The organism is Leptospira yasudae, assembly GCF_003545925.1.
GTDB lineage: Bacteria > Spirochaetota > Leptospiria > Leptospirales > Leptospiraceae > Leptospira > Leptospira yasudae.
Genome location: NZ_QHCU01000003.1, coordinates 92,626 through 109,947 on the forward strand (window position 1 = coordinate 92,626; position 17,322 = coordinate 109,947).

The 17,322-nt window shown below is 46.5% G+C and carries 16 protein-coding genes and 2 pseudogenes; 11 read left to right on the forward strand and 7 right to left on the reverse strand.

The features are described from left to right. Positions 1-3: 3 nt before the first annotated feature. The gene (locus DLM76_RS09135) at positions 4-1,293 is read left to right on the forward strand and encodes a HEAT repeat domain-containing protein (protein WP_118965019.1); all 1,290 of its coding nucleotides are present in this window, start codon (positions 4-6) and stop codon (positions 1,291-1,293) included. Positions 1,294-1,485: 192 nt separating this feature from the next. On the opposite strand, the gene DLM76_RS09140 is transcribed toward DLM76_RS09135, so the two are convergent. Continuing rightward, a complete protein-coding gene (locus tag DLM76_RS09140) occupies positions 1,486-2,253 on the reverse strand; it encodes a hypothetical protein (protein WP_118965020.1) in 768 nt (255 codons plus the stop codon). Positions 2,254-2,343: 90 nt separating this feature from the next. On the opposite strand from DLM76_RS09140, the gene DLM76_RS09145 reads away from it, so the two are divergent. Both DLM76_RS09145 and DLM76_RS09150 read left to right on the forward strand, forming a co-directional pair. Further along, positions 2,344-3,432 (forward strand): AraC family transcriptional regulator, encoded by a 1,089-nt coding sequence (locus DLM76_RS09145; protein WP_118965263.1) that lies wholly within the window; start codon positions 2,344-2,346, stop codon positions 3,430-3,432. A gap of 189 nt (positions 3,433-3,621) precedes the next feature. After that, positions 3,622-4,077, forward strand: a complete 456-nt coding sequence (locus DLM76_RS09150; protein ID WP_118965021.1) for a PaaI family thioesterase — start codon at positions 3,622-3,624, stop codon at positions 4,075-4,077. Positions 4,078-4,389: 312 nt separating this feature from the next. On the opposite strand, the gene DLM76_RS09155 is transcribed toward DLM76_RS09150, so the two are convergent. Together DLM76_RS09155 and DLM76_RS09160 are read right to left on the reverse strand one after the other, a co-directional pair. Then, positions 4,390-5,559 (reverse strand): Lcl C-terminal domain-containing protein, encoded by a 1,170-nt coding sequence (locus DLM76_RS09155; protein ID WP_118965022.1) that lies wholly within the window; start codon positions 5,557-5,559, stop codon positions 4,390-4,392. A gap of 233 nt (positions 5,560-5,792) precedes the next feature. After that, positions 5,793-6,152: pseudogene (locus DLM76_RS09160) on the reverse strand (Lcl C-terminal domain-containing protein); the annotation flags it as partial. Positions 6,153-6,374: 222 nt separating this feature from the next. On the opposite strand from DLM76_RS09160, the gene DLM76_RS09165 reads away from it, so the two are divergent. Both DLM76_RS09165 and DLM76_RS09170 read left to right on the forward strand, forming a co-directional pair. Beyond that, on the forward strand, positions 6,375-6,815 hold the full coding sequence (locus DLM76_RS09165; RefSeq protein WP_118955622.1) for a host attachment protein: 441 nt from the start codon (positions 6,375-6,377) through the stop codon (positions 6,813-6,815). A 220-nt stretch (positions 6,816-7,035) separates the two neighbouring features. Then, the gene (locus DLM76_RS09170) at positions 7,036-8,583 is read left to right on the forward strand and encodes a glycerol kinase 5 (protein ID WP_118955621.1); all 1,548 of its coding nucleotides are present in this window, start codon (positions 7,036-7,038) and stop codon (positions 8,581-8,583) included. Positions 8,584-8,701: 118 nt separating this feature from the next. On the opposite strand, the pseudogene DLM76_RS09175 reads toward DLM76_RS09170, so the two are convergent. Next, positions 8,702-9,243, reverse strand: a pseudogene (locus DLM76_RS09175) (hypothetical protein). Here DLM76_RS09175 and DLM76_RS09180 point away from each other — a divergent pair. From DLM76_RS09180 to DLM76_RS09205, 6 genes are all read left to right on the forward strand, one after another. Beyond that, positions 9,233-10,471, forward strand: coding sequence for an alpha/beta hydrolase (locus DLM76_RS09180; protein ID WP_118965024.1), 1,239 nt, complete (start codon positions 9,233-9,235; stop codon positions 10,469-10,471). The pseudogene DLM76_RS09175 and the gene DLM76_RS09180 sit on opposite strands and share 11 nt — an antisense overlap. A 204-nt stretch (positions 10,472-10,675) precedes the next feature. Beyond that, a complete protein-coding gene (locus tag DLM76_RS09185; RefSeq protein ID WP_118955669.1) occupies positions 10,676-12,535 on the forward strand; it encodes a SpoIIE family protein phosphatase in 1,860 nt (619 codons plus the stop codon). Between the two features lie 45 nt (positions 12,536-12,580). Beyond that, positions 12,581-13,963, forward strand: coding sequence for an ammonium transporter (locus DLM76_RS09190; protein ID WP_118955618.1), 1,383 nt, complete (start codon positions 12,581-12,583; stop codon positions 13,961-13,963). 256 nt (positions 13,964-14,219) lie between these two features. Then, a complete protein-coding gene (locus DLM76_RS09195) occupies positions 14,220-14,891 on the forward strand; it encodes an LIC11874 family lipoprotein (RefSeq protein WP_118955617.1) in 672 nt (223 codons plus the stop codon). 81 nt (positions 14,892-14,972) lie between these two features. Continuing rightward, entirely contained in the window at positions 14,973-15,179 is a 207-nt protein-coding gene (locus tag DLM76_RS09200) for an AbrB/MazE/SpoVT family DNA-binding domain-containing protein (protein WP_118965264.1), read from the forward strand. After that, the gene (locus tag DLM76_RS09205; RefSeq protein ID WP_118965025.1) at positions 15,176-15,550 is read left to right on the forward strand and encodes a type II toxin-antitoxin system VapC family toxin; all 375 of its coding nucleotides are present in this window, start codon (positions 15,176-15,178) and stop codon (positions 15,548-15,550) included. Before DLM76_RS09200 ends, DLM76_RS09205 begins: the two co-directional genes overlap by 4 nt. A gap of 60 nt (positions 15,551-15,610) precedes the next feature. Here the strand turns inward: DLM76_RS09205 and DLM76_RS09210 are convergent, their stop codons facing one another. The 3 genes from DLM76_RS09210 to DLM76_RS09220 all read right to left on the reverse strand — a co-directional run bounded on the left by DLM76_RS09210 (position 15,611) and on the right by DLM76_RS09220 (position 17,257). Then, the gene (locus DLM76_RS09210) at positions 15,611-16,042 is read right to left on the reverse strand and encodes an acyl-CoA thioesterase (protein ID WP_118955614.1); all 432 of its coding nucleotides are present in this window, start codon (positions 16,040-16,042) and stop codon (positions 15,611-15,613) included. A gap of 214 nt (positions 16,043-16,256) precedes the next feature. Further along, the gene (locus tag DLM76_RS09215; protein ID WP_118955613.1) at positions 16,257-17,006 is read right to left on the reverse strand and encodes a menaquinone biosynthetic enzyme MqnA/MqnD family protein; all 750 of its coding nucleotides are present in this window, start codon (positions 17,004-17,006) and stop codon (positions 16,257-16,259) included. Further along, positions 17,003-17,257 (reverse strand): putative signal transducing protein, encoded by a 255-nt coding sequence (locus DLM76_RS09220; protein WP_118955612.1) that lies wholly within the window; start codon positions 17,255-17,257, stop codon positions 17,003-17,005. Before DLM76_RS09220 ends, DLM76_RS09215 begins: the two co-directional genes overlap by 4 nt. Positions 17,258-17,322: the final 65 nt, after the last annotated feature.

The following is a 17,322-nucleotide window of genomic DNA, read 5'->3' on the forward strand; positions in this document are numbered from 1 at the left end:
CCGATTTCCGCGGCCGAAACTCCTAAAGACGAATTTAAGGAAAAAGTTTTAAACGCATCCAAGTCGCAAGCGCAGGCGATCGGAGAGATCCGCGTAAAAAACCGCAACGATCTCGTCAAAGAATTACCCGTTATCTTTCAAAACGAATCCGCGGATGAAAAAGTCCAACTCGCGATTCTTCGATTGTTCGGAGAATACGAGGATCTCGATGCGATCGCGCCGAACTGGACCTCGGCGCTCGACGCAGTCTTTCAAAAGACGACGAACGATCTCCTGAAAAAGGAAATTCTTCTTTTAGCGGAAAAGAAAAAAGAGAAGCGCCTGATTTATTCGGTGATCGCCGCGTTCAGCGATCCTTCTACGCAGGTTCGAATGTTGAGTTATCGTCTGATGCATCTTCTCAAGGACGATCGCGCGCTTCCGATTCTTTTGGACATGTCCCTTTCCAAAGATCCGGTTCAGAGAATGTATTTTTTGGAAGCTTCTTTGATCATCAAGGACGAACGGATTCAAACTCAGATTCATAAACTTGCAAACGACGAAAGTCCGGGCGTTCGTAAAAAATATCTGATCTCGATCAATCGTCTCGGAATCACCGAAAAGTTTTCGCAGTTTCAAAAGTCGGCTACGAGCGATCCGGACGACGACGTAAAGCTGGTCGCGCTGGAAATTCTCAAAAACAAAAAGAACCGCCAGAACATTTCCTTATTTTACAAGGGCCTTACCGATCCCAATCCCGATATACGAAGAATTTCTCTAGAAGCCTTGTTGATCTTTCAGGACAAACAGGGCGCGAAAGCGGTCTCAGAACAACTCGCTAAAGAAGATACGATTTTTCTAAAAGCGAGAATGATCGATCTTCTTTTGGATCTCGGAAGCAACGGAGGCGGTCAGGGAATTCTTGCGGTTTTGACGAACGGCGAAGAGACCGAACTGAGAACGAAGGCCGCGTTTGCCGTCGGAAAGCTCGGAGCGAATACGAGCGCGGTCGAGCTCACGAAAATTCTCTCCGATGAAAAGGAGAATATGGTCAAGTGGCAGTTGATTCATTCCTTGGGAGAACTGAAAGATAAAAATGCGGTGCCTGCGTTACTCGTGCTTGCCCGTAATTCTCGCGAAAAGTTGAACTTGAGAATCGAGGCAGTCATCACGATCCGGATGATCAACGATCCGGACAGCCTTCCTTCGATCTTTGAAGCCTACGTTTCCGAAAACGATAAAACTCTCCGCAGCGAATTGGAAAATACGATGCGGGAAATTTTGAACCTGAAGTTTCCGCCGAAGATTCCTTAAGAATATTCGAATATTTGCATGGGCGAGTTCCCGCTAACGCGGGAAACGCGCTGCTACGGGTTCGCTGTTCGCTCATCTCTTCGCGTCTTTCAGTATTACTGGAAACTAATTTTGGAAAGAATGGCGAAGAGACAAGCCCTCCGCATCGCTCTCGCGGAGTGCGATAAAAATCGAAAGCCGTTTCATCGCCCCTCACTCCAACCTCTTGTAATACCCGATCGAAACGTTCACGAAAAGGCCTTGATCGTGGGCCTTGTGCAGACCTAAAACCCCGTATTGATTTTCAAAGGCGACTCGATCGGGCGAATCCGTCCAAGCGTTCGGCCAGAAACGAATCGAAGGCTCGATCATAAGACCCTCCTTACCGCCGAACGGAAAGAATCGATAATAAACGCCGAGTCCCGCGGATCGACTGCGATAACGATGCGTGGAACCGGGCATAACGTATTTGGCGCCGTATAAGAATTCGGCTTCGATCGCTTTGCGAACGGTCAGATCCATAAAGTGATCGTTTTGAGAAAGAGGAGGAACCCAATTCTCGGCGCCGTTTCCCGCGATCGGAAGATCGGAACGGATTCCAAGGGCTTGCGAAAGATACAATTCATCGGGCGAGGTCCCCGATTGCACGCGGTAAAAATGTTCCTTGAATTCGAGACGAATATCGAAGTTAGGAGTGATGAGATAACCGATCCCGACGCCCGTGGTATAAGGCAGGTGAACCTTGAGATCCTGTTTTCGTTCGGTTTCGTTTAAACCGGCGCCGCCCATCCGATCCAAATGAAGATCGGAACCGTGAGAATATTCGAACACGAAATTCTTACCGTAGTAGGTTCCGGCTAAATTCCAACCGCCCAACAGCGGCTGCGACAAACCGCCTTGCACGGAAAATCCTTCCGCAAATAAAAGATTGGGAATCAAAAGAAGAAGAGAGATTCGGGTTTTGATTAAGATTCTTGACATGACGTTCCTCCGAACGAGTCTACAATACCGCGGATTCAAGGTGTCGTCGCCCCGCCCCATGGGGTGGAACCCGTTTTTCAGGAGAATTTTTTGATCGGTTTAAATTTAGGAGCCTTTGCAATCATGGGCGGATTGATTCAGTCCGTATTGCTTGCGTTCTTTTTCTTCCGCTCCGATCGGTTCGGAGGAAGGGCTTTGCTTTTGGGTTGGGCGTTCCTGCTATTGTCCGTTTTGTTCTCTTTGGGACTTGCGTTTCAAACCGGATTCGTATTGGAGTTCCCGCATTTGTCCCGCGTAGGACATCCGCTGAGCGCGCTCGCGGCTCCTTTGTTCGCCTTGGCTCTTCAGAAATATTTCGGATATCCGAAGGAAAGAAGAATCTGGGTTCTATTCTTCTTCTCGGTTCCTGCTTTGATTCTTCTTTATTCGATCCCGCATTACGCGATGGGCTGGGACGAAAAACTGAAATACGTTCTGGAAGATCGGGTGTCTCCTCATTTGGAATGCGTAGTCATCGGAGCCGTAACCTTGTGTTTCAATTTAGCCGTTTTTTTAAGGGTCTACTATCGCCTGGGAGCGTTAGGCGAAGAATTCTCCGGTCCTTCGTTTCAGGAACTGCACGTTTTTAGAAGATTTGTCTCGATTTGTATTCTCCTTTTGGCGGTCTCGGTTTGTTTGTTTTTCACTTTTCCGGGACTTCGATCCGAAACGGTCAGCACTGCGGCCTTGTCGATCTGGGTGATCGTCTTCGCTTGGTTTCGGGTTTATTCCGAAAACGCGGCGGAACGTTCGGAGGATAAGGAAGGCGCGAAATACAAAAAGGCGTATCTCAGCGAAGAATCGGTAACGAATCATGGAAAAAGAATATTCCAAATATTGAATGAACAAAAACCGTTTTTGGATTCGGATTTCGATCTGGGGACTCTCGCTGCGTCGCTTGGAATTTCCGTTCATGCGACTTCTCAGGTGATCGGAAGATATTTCGGAAAAGGATTTTTGGAACTCTGCCGCGAGTTCAAGGTTGCGGAGGCGGAAAAACTTCTCCACACAACGGATTTGCCGGTTTTGCGCGTCGGCCTCGACGCGGGGTTCAACTCTAAAACTGCCTTTCTCCGCGCGTTTAAGGAAGAGAAGGGAATGACCCCGAGCGAGTTCCGGGAAAAACAAAAGAGCGTCTGAAATTCTCTCGGATTGCGATTTGCCGTTGATTCCTTTTTTCTAAGTGAGGATTCCGCACTTTTCCAAGTTGAAACGGAACGAAAAAATCATTGCAAGTAGGACTTCCGGACAATTGTATAGAACCTGTTCTCCTTTTGTTTGATATGAAACTAAAAGGGATCGAAAGAAGAATTAGGAAAGGATGCGTTCATGTCCGAGGCCATTGCACAAAATATAGAGGAACATTATCGTAAGCTCGAGAATATGTATCACGGGGCTCCCGTGAATGAATATTTTAAACCGAAGCTCACGATCGCAAAAGGTTCCTCCGAACTACGAATTCAAATTCGAGAAGATTTTTTTCACGCGGCGGGTGCGACCCACGGAGTCGTTTATTTCAAAGCTGCGGATGATGCGGCCTTCTTTGCGGCCAATTCGCTTGTAAAAGGGAATTTCGTTCTTACTTCCACGTTCAATTTGACGTTGCTTCGGCCGATTCAATCCGGCGTTCTTCTCGCAAAAGGGTTGGTCGTTCAAAACGCGACGCATCAGATCATCGCGGAGGCTTCTCTTTGGGATGAGAGAGGAAGAGAAGTAGGACGAGGAATCGGGAATTTCGCAAAGAGTGCAATTCCTTTGACTCAGGAAATCGGTTATAAACTGTAGTTTCCTCGCATTGAAAACACATTCAAGGAAGTGAATGTGTTTGGTACGGATCATAAATGCTCCCTCAATTGTTCATAGCATAACCTACAAAGGATGGAGTATTCGATGTAGGTCGAACGCGGAATCTCGCGTTCTTATAGAGGAGAGCGGGTCTGCGAACCGTTCTACTCTGGGAGAAGAACTCAATCTATATCCTGTGGAATGGATATTTCTTGCGATTCGTATATTTTGTAATCTCCTGGGTTTGAATTTTCATTGAAACCCGGTGGCGTTTCGTGTGGATGAACGGATTCGTGATAAAAATAGCGTGGATTACTGCGTAGTAACGCAAAGCACATTCAGAGTGCTGGCCTTGTCGTTTGTCGCGATTTGTCCACTGCCGAGATCGACGATGTGAGCACGGTCTTTATTATTGTCGAACGTGGTCGAGGTCCAAAAAAGACCCGCCGCAATACCGGGAAAGATGATATTCGGGACAACCGGCGCAAAGCCTTGGTTGAAGTTGATGATGCTTTGCAGTTCGTTTACGTTCGGAAGCCTCCAATCGTTTCGGGCGGCAAAATTCATCACATTGCAGGCGTTCAACGCTTGATTCCAGTCCAATAAATTGGCCCCGCCCAACGCGCAAGCCAAACCGGACGTTCCGTCCTGGCATTGCGCCCAAAGAAGTCCGGTGTTCGGATCGGTAACGGTTTGATCTCCGTTATCCGTCAAGGCAAGAGCCGGGAGCGGATTTCCGGAAACACAGCGAAGATTGACCGGAAGGTTCTTTGCGATGGTAAACGCACCTACTGTGGGAAGCGCTATGTTGACAACCCAAGCCGAACCCGCTCCGAGAGCGTTATTCGTAACACTCAAATAGTGATTTCCGGAAAAGGTGTTCGGGAAACGAGCCGTATCGATGTGCGGTGCGTTTCCATAATGAATCAAAGATGCAATTTCTCGAATATTCGGAATTCTCCAGTTCGTTTTTCCCGCATAACCTACGCCGCCGTTTTGGATGTTTAAATCCGCGCAGCTTCCCGGAAGTCCGGCGGTCGCATCGTCCCAAGAAATTGAAATCGGGCCGCCGACTGCACAGGTAGGACCGCTTTGACCTTGCGCACATGTCTTCCAAGTAAGTCCATGCAAAGTATCTAATGTAGTATAATCCGCGGGATATTGGCAGTGTTGCGTGGGACCGGAGAATGTGCGGGCGTTGGGAATATTGTTGTATTCTCCGTCTTGACCCGTATTCGTACAGAGGATGGCGAACGTTCCGGCCCAGCAAGTAGTCAAGCCCGTATCAAACAGTAAGCCGGGGCTAAACGGTCCTGTGGGTTGTCCGCAGGCATCTACAGTATTCTGCTCTGTATCTTGACTCGCGGTAGAATTTTGATCCTTTAGATATTGAAGAATCGAATAAGGAGGATCGACTTTATCGGGAGCTTTTACGCAAAACAAATAGGGTATCAATAAAATAAAGAATAGAATGAAGCGCATATACGACACTCTCTTGGAAGATAGATTATGGATTTTGAATTCGATCGTACATACATCGGCGCGGAATTTTGGGAATCGGAATTTACGGATTCAAGTGTTCAGGTTATAGCCTGGTTCACGAATCGCGGACGGCTTGACGCGATCGAAAGGAAGAATTCTATCTTTTGATTCTCTTCAGATCGAAATCATAAAAGATCATAAGAAGAATTTTATGTGAAAGTAATCCGAACGAATTACGGCGGACTGGTAACGCAGATCGCGCTTGCAGCTATTGTTTTTGCAATGCTGCTTACTTGTCCATTGGTGAAGCTGATCGCCAAACTTTGTGTAAGCAATCCCGCTTCTTGATTCGTGGTCGAGGTCCAAAAAACGTTCGATGGAAAATTCGGAAATGTAGCCGTTAAGATCGAAGGATTTCCTGCACTCGCATAATCGACGATGCTTAACAATTCGTTGATGTTGGGAAGTCTCCAATCACTTCTTCCAGCCAAAACTAACCCTCCGCAATTTGTAAGGGCAGAGTTTCGATTTCCTGAAAAGAGTACGCCTGCCGCACAGGTTGATCCCGATTTTCCCACCGGACATTTGGACCAAAATCAAACGTTCGTTCTACAACCGCATCGCCGATCCTTCTTTCCTGATCCTTTTCCTAAAAAGGGATTGAACTTTGTTTACAACTCGTATAGAACAAGGTGAAACTTCCGCACTCGTAGCTTGATTTATAGTTTTCTGAGATTGTTTGCTTTCTTTTTTGTAGAGCGAGTTTGAGCTTTTTTCTCAAACGAACTCTGATCTGAAAATTGGAGGGAATCTGTATGAAGAATAAATGGGTAGTGGTCGCAAATCGATCCGAAGCGAAAATTTTCGAGTATAAGGGATCTAAGAACGGTCTTGAACTTCTCGAAAGTATTGAAAATCCGAAAGGAAGAATGAGAAACCGCGAATTGATCGGAGTCTCCGGTCCCGCAAAAAGCGCTAAAGCACAAAGGGTGGCTTATGACACGTCCTCCCTACAAGAACCAAAACGAAAAGTTGCAGAATCCTTCGCCAGCCAGATCTCCGACGTGATCACTCAAGGAAGAAAGTCGAATCGTTTCCTCAGCCTCGTTCTCGTTTCCGAACCCCGATTTTTAGGAATGCTCTTGGACAAGATGGATCGAAAATCCCAATCGATGATCTTTCATAAGATGGGAAAGGACATTACCGCGACGAACAACCGCGAAATCCTTTCTCACCTTCGAGGAATCCTCGTTTAAAATCCGAATCCGATCCTCAATTGGAGTTCGATGGAAATGCCTTCCGAGTTTCGGGAGGCATTTTTTTGCCCGCTTCTTTCGTTTGAAATAAGACCTTTTCCATTCGTAAAAAAATAGACAGAATCGTCCATCTTCGGTTATCTAATTTTTTGATTTCATTTCGGATCTGAATCCGTTATGGATACGTTTGCGTTTTTAAGATAGAAATTCGGAGATACTCATGGCCCAATCTCAAGGCAAATACGTCCTTTCCATCGATAGCGGAGGAAGCGGAATCCGCGCGTTTTTACTCGATCGCAAAGGGAAGATCGTCGAAAGACAATACGAAAAAACTCCTCCGAATATTCCCGAAGCGGGAGCCTTGGAACACGATCCGGAAGTTCTCTGGAAGGCTCTAACGTCTCTTCTGAAAAAAATTCAAAAGAACAAACAGGTCGCAAAAGAAATCGCTGCATTAGGAATTTGTAATCAACGCGGCTCCTTTCTTCTTTGGGAAAAGTCTTCCGGGAAACCGTTGACTCCGCTGATCAGCTGGGCCGACGTTCGTTCTCATAAAACCGCGGAAAAGATGAACCGCAATCCGATCTGGTTGTTCATCCGTTTTATTTCCACGATCATAGGAACTCTTACCAATCATCCGATGATGATCGCGACATCGATGTTGCGCTTCACGACCGATCACGCGACTTGCAGACTCAAATGGGTTTTGGACGGAAATCCGGAACTCAGACAAAGATGCAAAAAGGGAGAAGTCCTTTTTGGAACGTTGGATACGTGGTTCATCTACAAACTCACCGGCGGGAAACAACATCTCACCGATTCGTCTAACGCGGTCGCTACGGGAATGTTCAATCCGTTTCAGCTGATCTGGAACCAGCCCGTCTTTTCGATCTTCGGAATTCCTTCCAAACTCTTTCCCGAAGTCAAAGACAGCAACGGGGACTTCGGTCATACTTTGCCGGAATTGTTGGGCGGACATTCCGTTCCGATTCGCGCTTCGATCGGCGATCAGATGGCGGCTCTCTTCGGTCAGTGTTGTTTTGAACCGGGAGAAGTGAAAATTTCCCAAGGCTCGGGAGCGTTCGTGGATATCAACATAGGACCGAAGGCGAAGCTTTCCCGTCGCGGTTTATTTCCTATGATCGCGTGGAGAATCGACGGTAAGACGACTTACATGCTCGAAGGTTTTGTCGCGACCGCGGGAACCCTGATCGACTGGCTCGGAAAAGGGATCGGACTTTCCGACACTCCAAAAGTGTTAAACGAACTCGCGTCCCAATCCGAAGACACCGAAGGCGTCGTCTTTATTCCGACTCCGACCGGCGCCCGCTTTCCGTATTTCAATCCGCGCGCCAAAGCGTCCGTGATCGGACTTTCCCTTGCGACTCACAGAAGACATGTTGCAAGAGCCGTCCTCGAAGGAATCTCCTTGAGTCTTTATGAAATCTTAGAAGGAATTCAACAAGATACGAAAGTAAAGATCAAGGAGATCAAAGTGGACGGAGGAGTTTCTCAGTCCGATATTCTTCTGCAATGTCTTGCGGATTTTTCGGGTGTTCGCGTCGATCGCGCGCCCGAACCGGATATGACCGCAACGGGCGCCGCTTATCTCGCGGGTCTTTCGATCGGTTTTTGGAAGAATCTCGAAGAACTCAAGACTCTTCAGAAAGGATACAAGTCTTTCGATCCGAAAATGGATCCGACCAAGAGAACGCAAAAGATTCAGAGATGGAAGAAGGCGGTCGCAGCTACTCTTTCGATCGAATAAAAAATCGGAACGTTTCGGCAACGACTTGTATTGTTTCTAAAACCGTTAGCGGATGAAAGGAGGAATTCCTTTCATCTCTGCGGAAATCGGATTCGCTTCATCCTTTGAACGAAGCCGATTATCGGCTGAATCGAATGGAACTGATGACGGTGGTGAGTTCGCCTACGAGATACGCGGGAGGCATCTCATCACTGTTATACGTTAGCAAAGTCATTCTTTTTTGGTTGGCGATCATATAGATCATCCAAAAACGATCGTCCTTTACGAACTCGCAGGCCATGATCTTGCTTCCTTCTTCGTTTTCAAAAGAAGCGATCTTATCCTCTTCAAAGTCGATCTCGTGGGTTTTGAGATAACGTTCCAATTCTTCCCGAAGATTATAACTTCCGGCTTTGTTTTCAAACGCGTAAACTTGCAGAGCGCCCGTTCCGTTTTCCTCAAAGAATGCGGGAATTCCTTCGATCACCATGTGAACCCAATGCGCGGGAACGACCATGGAATACCATCCGTTGGGGGAAGTGTAGAGCTTATATTCCGGGTTTTGAGACATCGTGGAACTCTGGATTCCTTACCAGATTCTTTTCTTGGATTTTTCGGGCAAGCAGCTTCTATTGGTTGACAATTCGGAATTTCGATTATTTTTAATTCTGTGATCGCCATTCTTAAGAATCGTAGAAGTCCTTTCTACTTAGCGACTACGTTTCTCATTCTTCTTTTATTCGCGTTGTTCGCATCCACGCTCGCATTTATCTTTACCGGCGTTCTGATTCTCATTCTTCTCATCCATCCTCTTTTGTTAAACTGGATCGGAAAGTTATACGGACAGGAAGACATCGCGGACGAGGTTCACTTTGCGAAAACGAAGGACGGATGGAATCTCGCGCTTCACAGACATATTCCTCCGCAGCCGAATCCCAAACTCGCTCCGGTGTTGGTCGTTCACGGAATCGCGACGAACAAGTTCGTGGTCGATCTCGATCGAAGACATTCCCTTCCGTATTATCTCAAGTTGAGAGGATACGAAGTTTTTGCGGTTTCCTTGCGGGGCTGCGGCCGATCCTATCACGAAAGTCCGACCCGTTACGAGGATTTTACGTTCGACGATATCGTGAAATACGACGTTCCCGCGATGATCGAAAAGGTGAAAAAAATTTCAGGTTCCGATCGTGTTTCGTATGTGGGACATTCGATGGGGGCGATGATTCTATATTCACATTTTTGCATGTCCGAAAACAAAAAGGAAACCAAGGATATCGCGGCGTTCGTTTCTCTCGGCGGTCCGGGAAATCTGAATCATATCGGAATCACCCTCATCGGTCTTTTGTCCCGTTTTCCCCGCGCGAGAAAGATGCTGGATTTGAAATTCGGAGCTTCGATCTTGGCGCCCCTCGCCGGAGAATTGTACACTCCGATTGATGAAATTCTTTACAACCCGAAGGTGACTTCTTCCAAAACCGTGAAGAAGATCATGAAGAACGCGATCGAAAACATCAGCGACGGAGTCACCGAACAATTCATGAACTGGATCGAAACCAAACGCATGCATTCCCTCAACGGTTTTTACGATTACGTCGAACTTCAAAAGAATATTTCCGTTCCCGCTTTGTTCATCGCGGGGGAGAAGGACGTGATCGCAACGCCGGACGCGGTTCGCTCCGTTTACGAGAACGCAAGCTCGAAGAAAAAAGAATTCAGAGTGATCTCGAAGGCCAACGGATCTTCGGACGACTACGGTCACGCTTGTCTCGTGATGGGGGATCGGGCCGAAGACGACGTCTTTCAATACGTGGAAGCTTTTTTGAAAAAATACGGGTTGCGCGCGCAACCGGGTTTTGCTTCCAAAATCAAAGAAGGAATTCTCTCCACATTCTCCCGTTTCCGTAGATAATTTCTCACCTAAAAGCTGCTATATTTTTAATAAATCTGATTTTTCTCTGCCTGTAAAAAGGGCATTTTTCGGCGTATGGTCTCGAAACTGTCCTTTTCTTTTATAAAAAGAGCAAACTTTTGTGCATTTTCGTTGGTACGTTTCTTGCAAGATAAGAGCAGAAGCGAATTCAAGGAGCTCAATCCTTTCCTTGGAGTGCAGTTTATGATAGATATAAAATTTGGTCAGCGCAAAGTAGTCAGTTTTCGGGGAAGTCATAAGGTCGTCGGCGGCCTTACGGAAAAGAATAAGATCGATATTCTTCTCTACATCAGTAAGGAATTTTCCTCGGTCGATAAACACGAAGAACTTTATGAATCCGTAATCAACATCTGTAAGGACATCTTCGAGTGCGATAATACGACATTGAGAATTTGGGAGAAGGGACTTCTCGTTCCGGTCCGTTATCTTTTGGAAACGACCCCTCCGAGAAGAAGCGTTAGTGAAAACGAAGGTTATTCGGGTCACACGTTCAAAACGAAGTCCTCTTTGCTCGTTCAAAATCTCGCCTATCACCCGGAATACATCGACGAGGGAGAATCCACTCTTTCCGTGATGTGCGTTCCGATTCTTTACAAGGACGAAGTTCTCGGAACGATCGCGGTCGAATCGGAACACAGTTTCTTTTACATCGACGATGATATCGAAATTCTCGAGGCGCTCGCGGCACAACTCGCGCTGGCTCTGACCTCGGTTCGTTTGATCGAAGGTCTCGTCGAAGCGAACCAAAGAGAGGCTTCCATCCTGAAGCAGCTCGAGTTCGATATGAAGATGGGAAGAAACGTTCAGAGTCAGATCATCAACACGAGCATTTCGCCTTGGAACGGAATTCATTTCGGAACGTATTACGAACCGATGACCGAAGTTTCGGGCGATTACTTCGACGTTGTGCGTCACGGGAACGCGGTTACGGTCATCATCGCGGACGTTTCCGGTCACGGGATTCCCGCGGCCCTCGTAACGATGTCGATTCACTATCAATTCAGAAGATGTACGTCCCTCGGTTTGGGTTTGACCGAAACGTTAACCGAACTCGGTGAATCGATTCGTCCTCAGCTTCCGGACGGAACGTATTTTACGGCCTTTATCCTGAGAATCTACGGAGATTATTCGTATTCTTATGTGAACGGAGCGCATCAAAAGCTCATTCATTTCAGAAACGATACCGGTGTGATCGACGAACTCGATTCCAACGGCGTTCCGATGGGAATTTTCGAAGTCAGCAGAAGCAACTTCGAGGAAAAACACGGACGCATCAATCCGGGAGACATTCTCATTCTCACCTCGGACGGAATCGTGGAACAAAAAAATCCCGAACGTCAGGAACTCGGCAACGCGCGCTTTTTGGAATGGATTCGTCAGGAAAAACAAACTCTCGAAGAACAAAGAGACCGCATCTACGTTGCGGATCTGGTCGATTCTTTGATTTCCCGTTTTAAACGTTATAAGGGAGAAGCGAGAAACGGAGACGACATTTCCATCATGGCTCTTCAATGTAATCCGCTTTTGAATAAGGCGAAGTCGATGATGAACGTCGCAAAGGCAGCCGCGAAGGAGAAGAACGATTCTCTCGCGTATGATAAGGCTCTCGACGTGTATTCTTTGGACGATTCGATCAAGGACAGCCTTCTTCTTTTGGGAAGAATGTACTACAGGGACCGGAATTTTCCGAAGGCCATTCAATTCCTGGATAAGTTCGTAAAAACCTCCGGAGAAGATTCGGCTTACATCCATTATCTGATCGGAAGAGCGTATTACGAGACGGAGAACATCAACGAAGCGAAACGTTCGCTCAAACGTTCTCTCGCGATCGATCACACGTATTCGAAAGCGAGTCTTCGTTTGGCGAGATGTTATCTCAAGGAGAATCAAAGTCCGAAAGCGATCAAGGTTCTTCAGCAAGGAATCAAATCCGCACCTACGAACGAATACTTAAAGATCTCTCTCAAAAAATTGGAGGATCTGATGCGTAAGAAAGAAGACTCTTCTCCCTCCGGAGAAGCACAAGCGAAACTTGCGGTTTAACGAACCGATTCGATTCAAATAAATAAAAAAGGAGATTAGCTCTGCATGCGTTGGTGTTTTATTTTAATCCTCGCTTTGTTGACTACGGGAATTTTCGCACAAGAGGCGCCGGTCGCCGAAACCGTCGTTGCGACTCCGGACCCTGCGGCCGTTAAAGCGGTCAGCGACGAAGTTGCAACTCTTAGATCGGAGATCAATTGGCTTTGGACTTGTATCGCGGCCTTTATGGTATTTTTTATGCAGGCGGGCTTCGCCTATGTGGAAGCGGGTTTTACCCGAGCTAAGAACGTCGTGAATATTCTGATGAAGAACTTCATCGACTTCTGTTTGGGTTCGATCTTTTTCTGGCTTCTCGGTTTTTCGATCATGTTCGGTCCTCAGTTGTTGCCCGGTTTCGGAATCGGAATGCCCGGGCTTGCGGAGAATCTGATCGTCAAAGACGGAGTTCCGGATAAGTGGGGATTCGCATTCTTCATCTTTCAGATGGTGTTTGCGGGAACGGCGGCGACGATCGTTTCGGGTGCGATGGCGGAAAGAACCAAGTTCGTTTCGTATATCATCTTCTCCGTTTTGATGACCGCGCTCGTATATCCGTTCTTCGGTAGTTTGGCTTGGGCCGGACTTTGGGGACTCGGAAAAGGATTTTTGGAACAACAAGGATTCATCGACTTTGCGGGTTCGACCGTGGTTCACTCGGTCGGAGGTTGGGCCGGTCTTGCAGGCGCGTTAATCCTCGGACCTCGGATCGGGAAATACCAAGACGGAAAATTATTTCCGATTCTCGGACACAACATGTCCATGGCCGCGCTCGGAGTTTTTATTCTTTGGTTCGGTTGGTTCGGATTCAACCCCGGTTCCACGACTTCGGTAAACGGAGGGAACTTTGCGGTCATCGCGGTTACGACCAACATGGCGGCGGTTTCAGGAGCGTTGGCTTCGATGATCGTGACTTGGATCATGTTCAAAAAGCCGGATATCGGTCTTTCCTTAAACGGCGCGTTAGCCGGTCTTGTGGCGATCACCGCTCCTTGCGCGAACGTCAGCATTTCTTCCGCGGTCATCATCGGATTTATCGCGGGAATTCTCGTGGTGTTGAGCGTTCTGTTCTTTGATCGGATTCATATCGACGATCCTGTCGGAGCAGTTTCGGTTCACGGAGTTTGCGGGGCTTGGGGAACCTTGGCCGCGGGACTTTTTGCACAGGAGAGTTACGGCGGGGTGAACGGTCTCTTTTTCGGGGGAGAATTGAGCGTGGTTCTTACGCAGCTCACCGGAATCGGAATCGCCTTTGTCTGGTCTTTTGGAGTCAGCTCGATCATCTTTTTGATTCTGAAATACACTTTGGGACTACGGGTTTCCGAAGACGAAGAAATCATGGGATTGGATATTCTGGAACACGGAAACGAGGCATATCCGATTTCCAAATAGCTTTTGGTCTCATTTGGTTAGGGGAAAAGGCGGCGGTCTTGCAAGAGGCCGCCGTTTTTTGTTAGAGTTCCCACAATCCAAGTTTTACGGTAAGTCCCGTACTTTGCAGGAGTTCCCACATTTCTTGCTCTAACGGAGAAATCGGGACGGAACCCGGAGTTAAACGAACGTCAATCATGCCGAGTTTGTCGGACCTTCGCCAATCTCGTGGAACAGTTTTCGTTGACGGAATCCTTTTCGGTCTCAGATTTGATGCATGAGCCTCGTTTCCGGCCGAATTTCCAAGTTTTTCCTCTTCGGTATTCTGCTACTATTCATCTCCAATTGTTTCGATTACGAGGAAACTCTTACGATCAACTCGGATTTTTCCGGAACATTAGAAGTTTCGTATGTAGTTCCGACCCGCAGAAATTCGGACGAATCTCTTATTAAATTTTTACCGACCCAAAAAGACGAAATCTTGGGAAGACTTAACAAGGGGTTCTTTTCCAAGAACGTTGGCGTCAAGGATTACACGTTTCAAAAGATCGTGACTCCCGAAACCGATCCGAGTTTGTTCCGCGAAAAAGCGAAGGTCTATTACAAGATAGAATTTCAGGACCTTTCTCAGATCGAAGATGCGATGCTCGGAAAAGTCCAGGTTCGTAAAAAAGGAAATACCATCTACGTGAAACGGGAAATTCCTACGATCAGCCGCGCTCCCGAAACTCTCAAAAAAGACGGCGAAAAGAAGATCTATTCCGAAACGCTTCGTTTGCTTCGGACGAGTTCCATTTTGTTTAAGGTGAACTTTCCGATCGCGTCCGTTTGCAGATCCAATCGAGGAGACGTAAATCTCGGTCGACTCAGTTATCGTTTGCCTCTCGCCGAAACCATTGAAAAAACCGGGAACAACTCCTGGGATTATAGAATCACGGTTATCTATTGATTCGAAATGGATCGGTTATTCGTAATTTAAAACTTCGATTTATCGATCGACAGTTTGTCTTACGTTTGTATGATCGATCTTATGAACAAGGTAACCGTATCCCCAAAATTTCAGGTAGTAATTCCGAAAGAAATACGTGAAAAAGCCGGAATTAGGATAGGAAGTCATTTCGAAGTGCTTTCTTATGGAAATCGGATCGAATTGATTCCTTTGGAACCGATCAAAAAGCTAAAAGGGTTTTTAAACGGAATGGATACGAAAATCGATCGGGGAAAAGATCGTTTTTGAATATCGTAGATTCCTCCGGCTGGTTGGAGTATTTTGCGGGAACAAAGAGGGCTGATTTGTTTGCGGAAGCTATCGAAAAGACGGATAAACTCTTAGTTCCTACGATTTCACTCTTTGAAGTATTCAAAAAAATTTATTTGGAAAGGGACGAAAACAGCGCTTTAAAAGCGATCGCTCATATGCAACAAGGTCGAGTAATCGATCTTGATACTTCTATTTCGATTCTTGCCGCAAAGTTAAGTAAGGATCGTAAAATTCCAATGGCAGACAGTATTATTTTAGCGACCGCTTATCAACACGATGCGGTCTTATGGACGCAAGATGAAGATTTTAAAGATTTAGTCGGAGTGAATTTTTTTCCAAAGAAATAGTTGGAACGCAGGTTCGCATTCGAGAAATAAATTTTTACAAAGCAGGGTTTGTCGAAGTCTTCAATCTTTTACTTTTAACTTCAAGAGAGCGGCGAGTTGCGGATCGATTTTCTTCAAGCCTCCGCCGTTTGCATCCACGCAGGCGTAGATCAAAACACCGGAACAAAGAAAGGATTCGCCGCGAAAGATCGCGATGTCCCAGAAAATTTTCACGCCCGAATACGAACCCTTTACGTAGATCTGAATGTCTTCGTCGAAACGAGCGGGAGATTTGTAATCTATGGAACAATGAACGACATGAAAGTCGATTCCGTATTTCGAAACCGATTCTCCGTAGGGAAGACCGAAGGAACGGAAATACTCCGTAATCGCGACGTCGAAGTAAACCAGATAATTCGCGTTGAATACGATTCCTTGCGGGTCCGATTCCGCATAACGCACTCGCAGAGTATGATGGAATTCGAATTCTTCTTTTGGGATTTTATTTTTCACAAAGCGCCTCGCCGTTCTGACCGAACTTAAAATTCGACTACAAGCAATTTTTCAGCTCAATGGTTTGTCGGAACAAGTAAAATTAAATTCTTGTCATAATGAAACGTGAGTTTCTCAAACAATTCCGAATTTTTATCCAAAAATCAATATCGTTCTTAGATCGTAATGATCGTTTAAGATTTACGTTTTCAAAAAGGCATTTTAAGAATCCGCTCTACAACAAATTCAACTTTCTGCACTTCTCTCCGAACAAAAGAAAACCCTTATAGTCCTCTTCCGTGACTTTATAGTGAAGTTCATTCGTGAGATATTCGCGGACCACGGATTCGGACATGCGGGACTCGTGCGTGATGATCTCTTCTATGTGGGAGATTCCATATTCCAAAGATTGAATGAAGATGGAGTCGTTCACCTGCAAAGGCTTTTTGCTCGCCCACAACGCGAATATGAATCCGAGACCCGTGATTTCGTTCCACCACTGCGCCAAGTCTTTGACTTCGTAATGATCGGGGTTCCACTGTGCGAGCAGCGCGTTGTCGCCGAAAAGCATGTGCGATCCGATTCCGTTCGCGATTCTTTCCTGAATCAGTTTGGAATCGGTCGGCTCCACTTCGGGAACGAATCCGCTTTCTTCATGCACCAAAACCCGCACTAAGGACATACTCGTTTTGGAACCGTTGTCCGTTAAGATCAGTCGGGGAGGAAAGGCTTCCTTTTTATTTTTAAAGAATAAAATCGATCGAACCTTTTCCTTCGCGCAAACCCCAGTCGCGTAATATGTGTTGAGAACATCCGCGTTCCGAAGACATTCTATGGAAGAGATCAAACCCAGATCGATCGTTCCGTTTAAAAGATAGTCCTTGAGGACCGCCGGGTTTTCAGGAATGATTTCGTGTTCTTTGTTTTTTTCGAAACCCCAAGTCAGGGGTCTTGCGTTCAGATGTTTGACGATTCCTATTTTCAACTGTGCTCTCTTTCTAAAAACTCTAATAAGACTGGATAGTCCCGATTGGACAAGTATAGAATCGCGCTGTGATTTGCTGCCGGAACGGCCGCTCCTTCCAAAAAGAACAATTCTTCCCCCACGACGAAATAATGGATTTCGTGCGCGTCCAGGAAAGATTTTACGATAGAAAGAAGAATCGGGTCCCCGGTTTCCCAGTGGGCCGAAAAATCTCCCTCGTCTTCTTGTTCGTTTCTTTCGAATGGTTCCATGGCTGATTCAAAAAAATATTACGGTTGAATTCTATTTTTTATATCGTCTTATTTTATCAATGGTT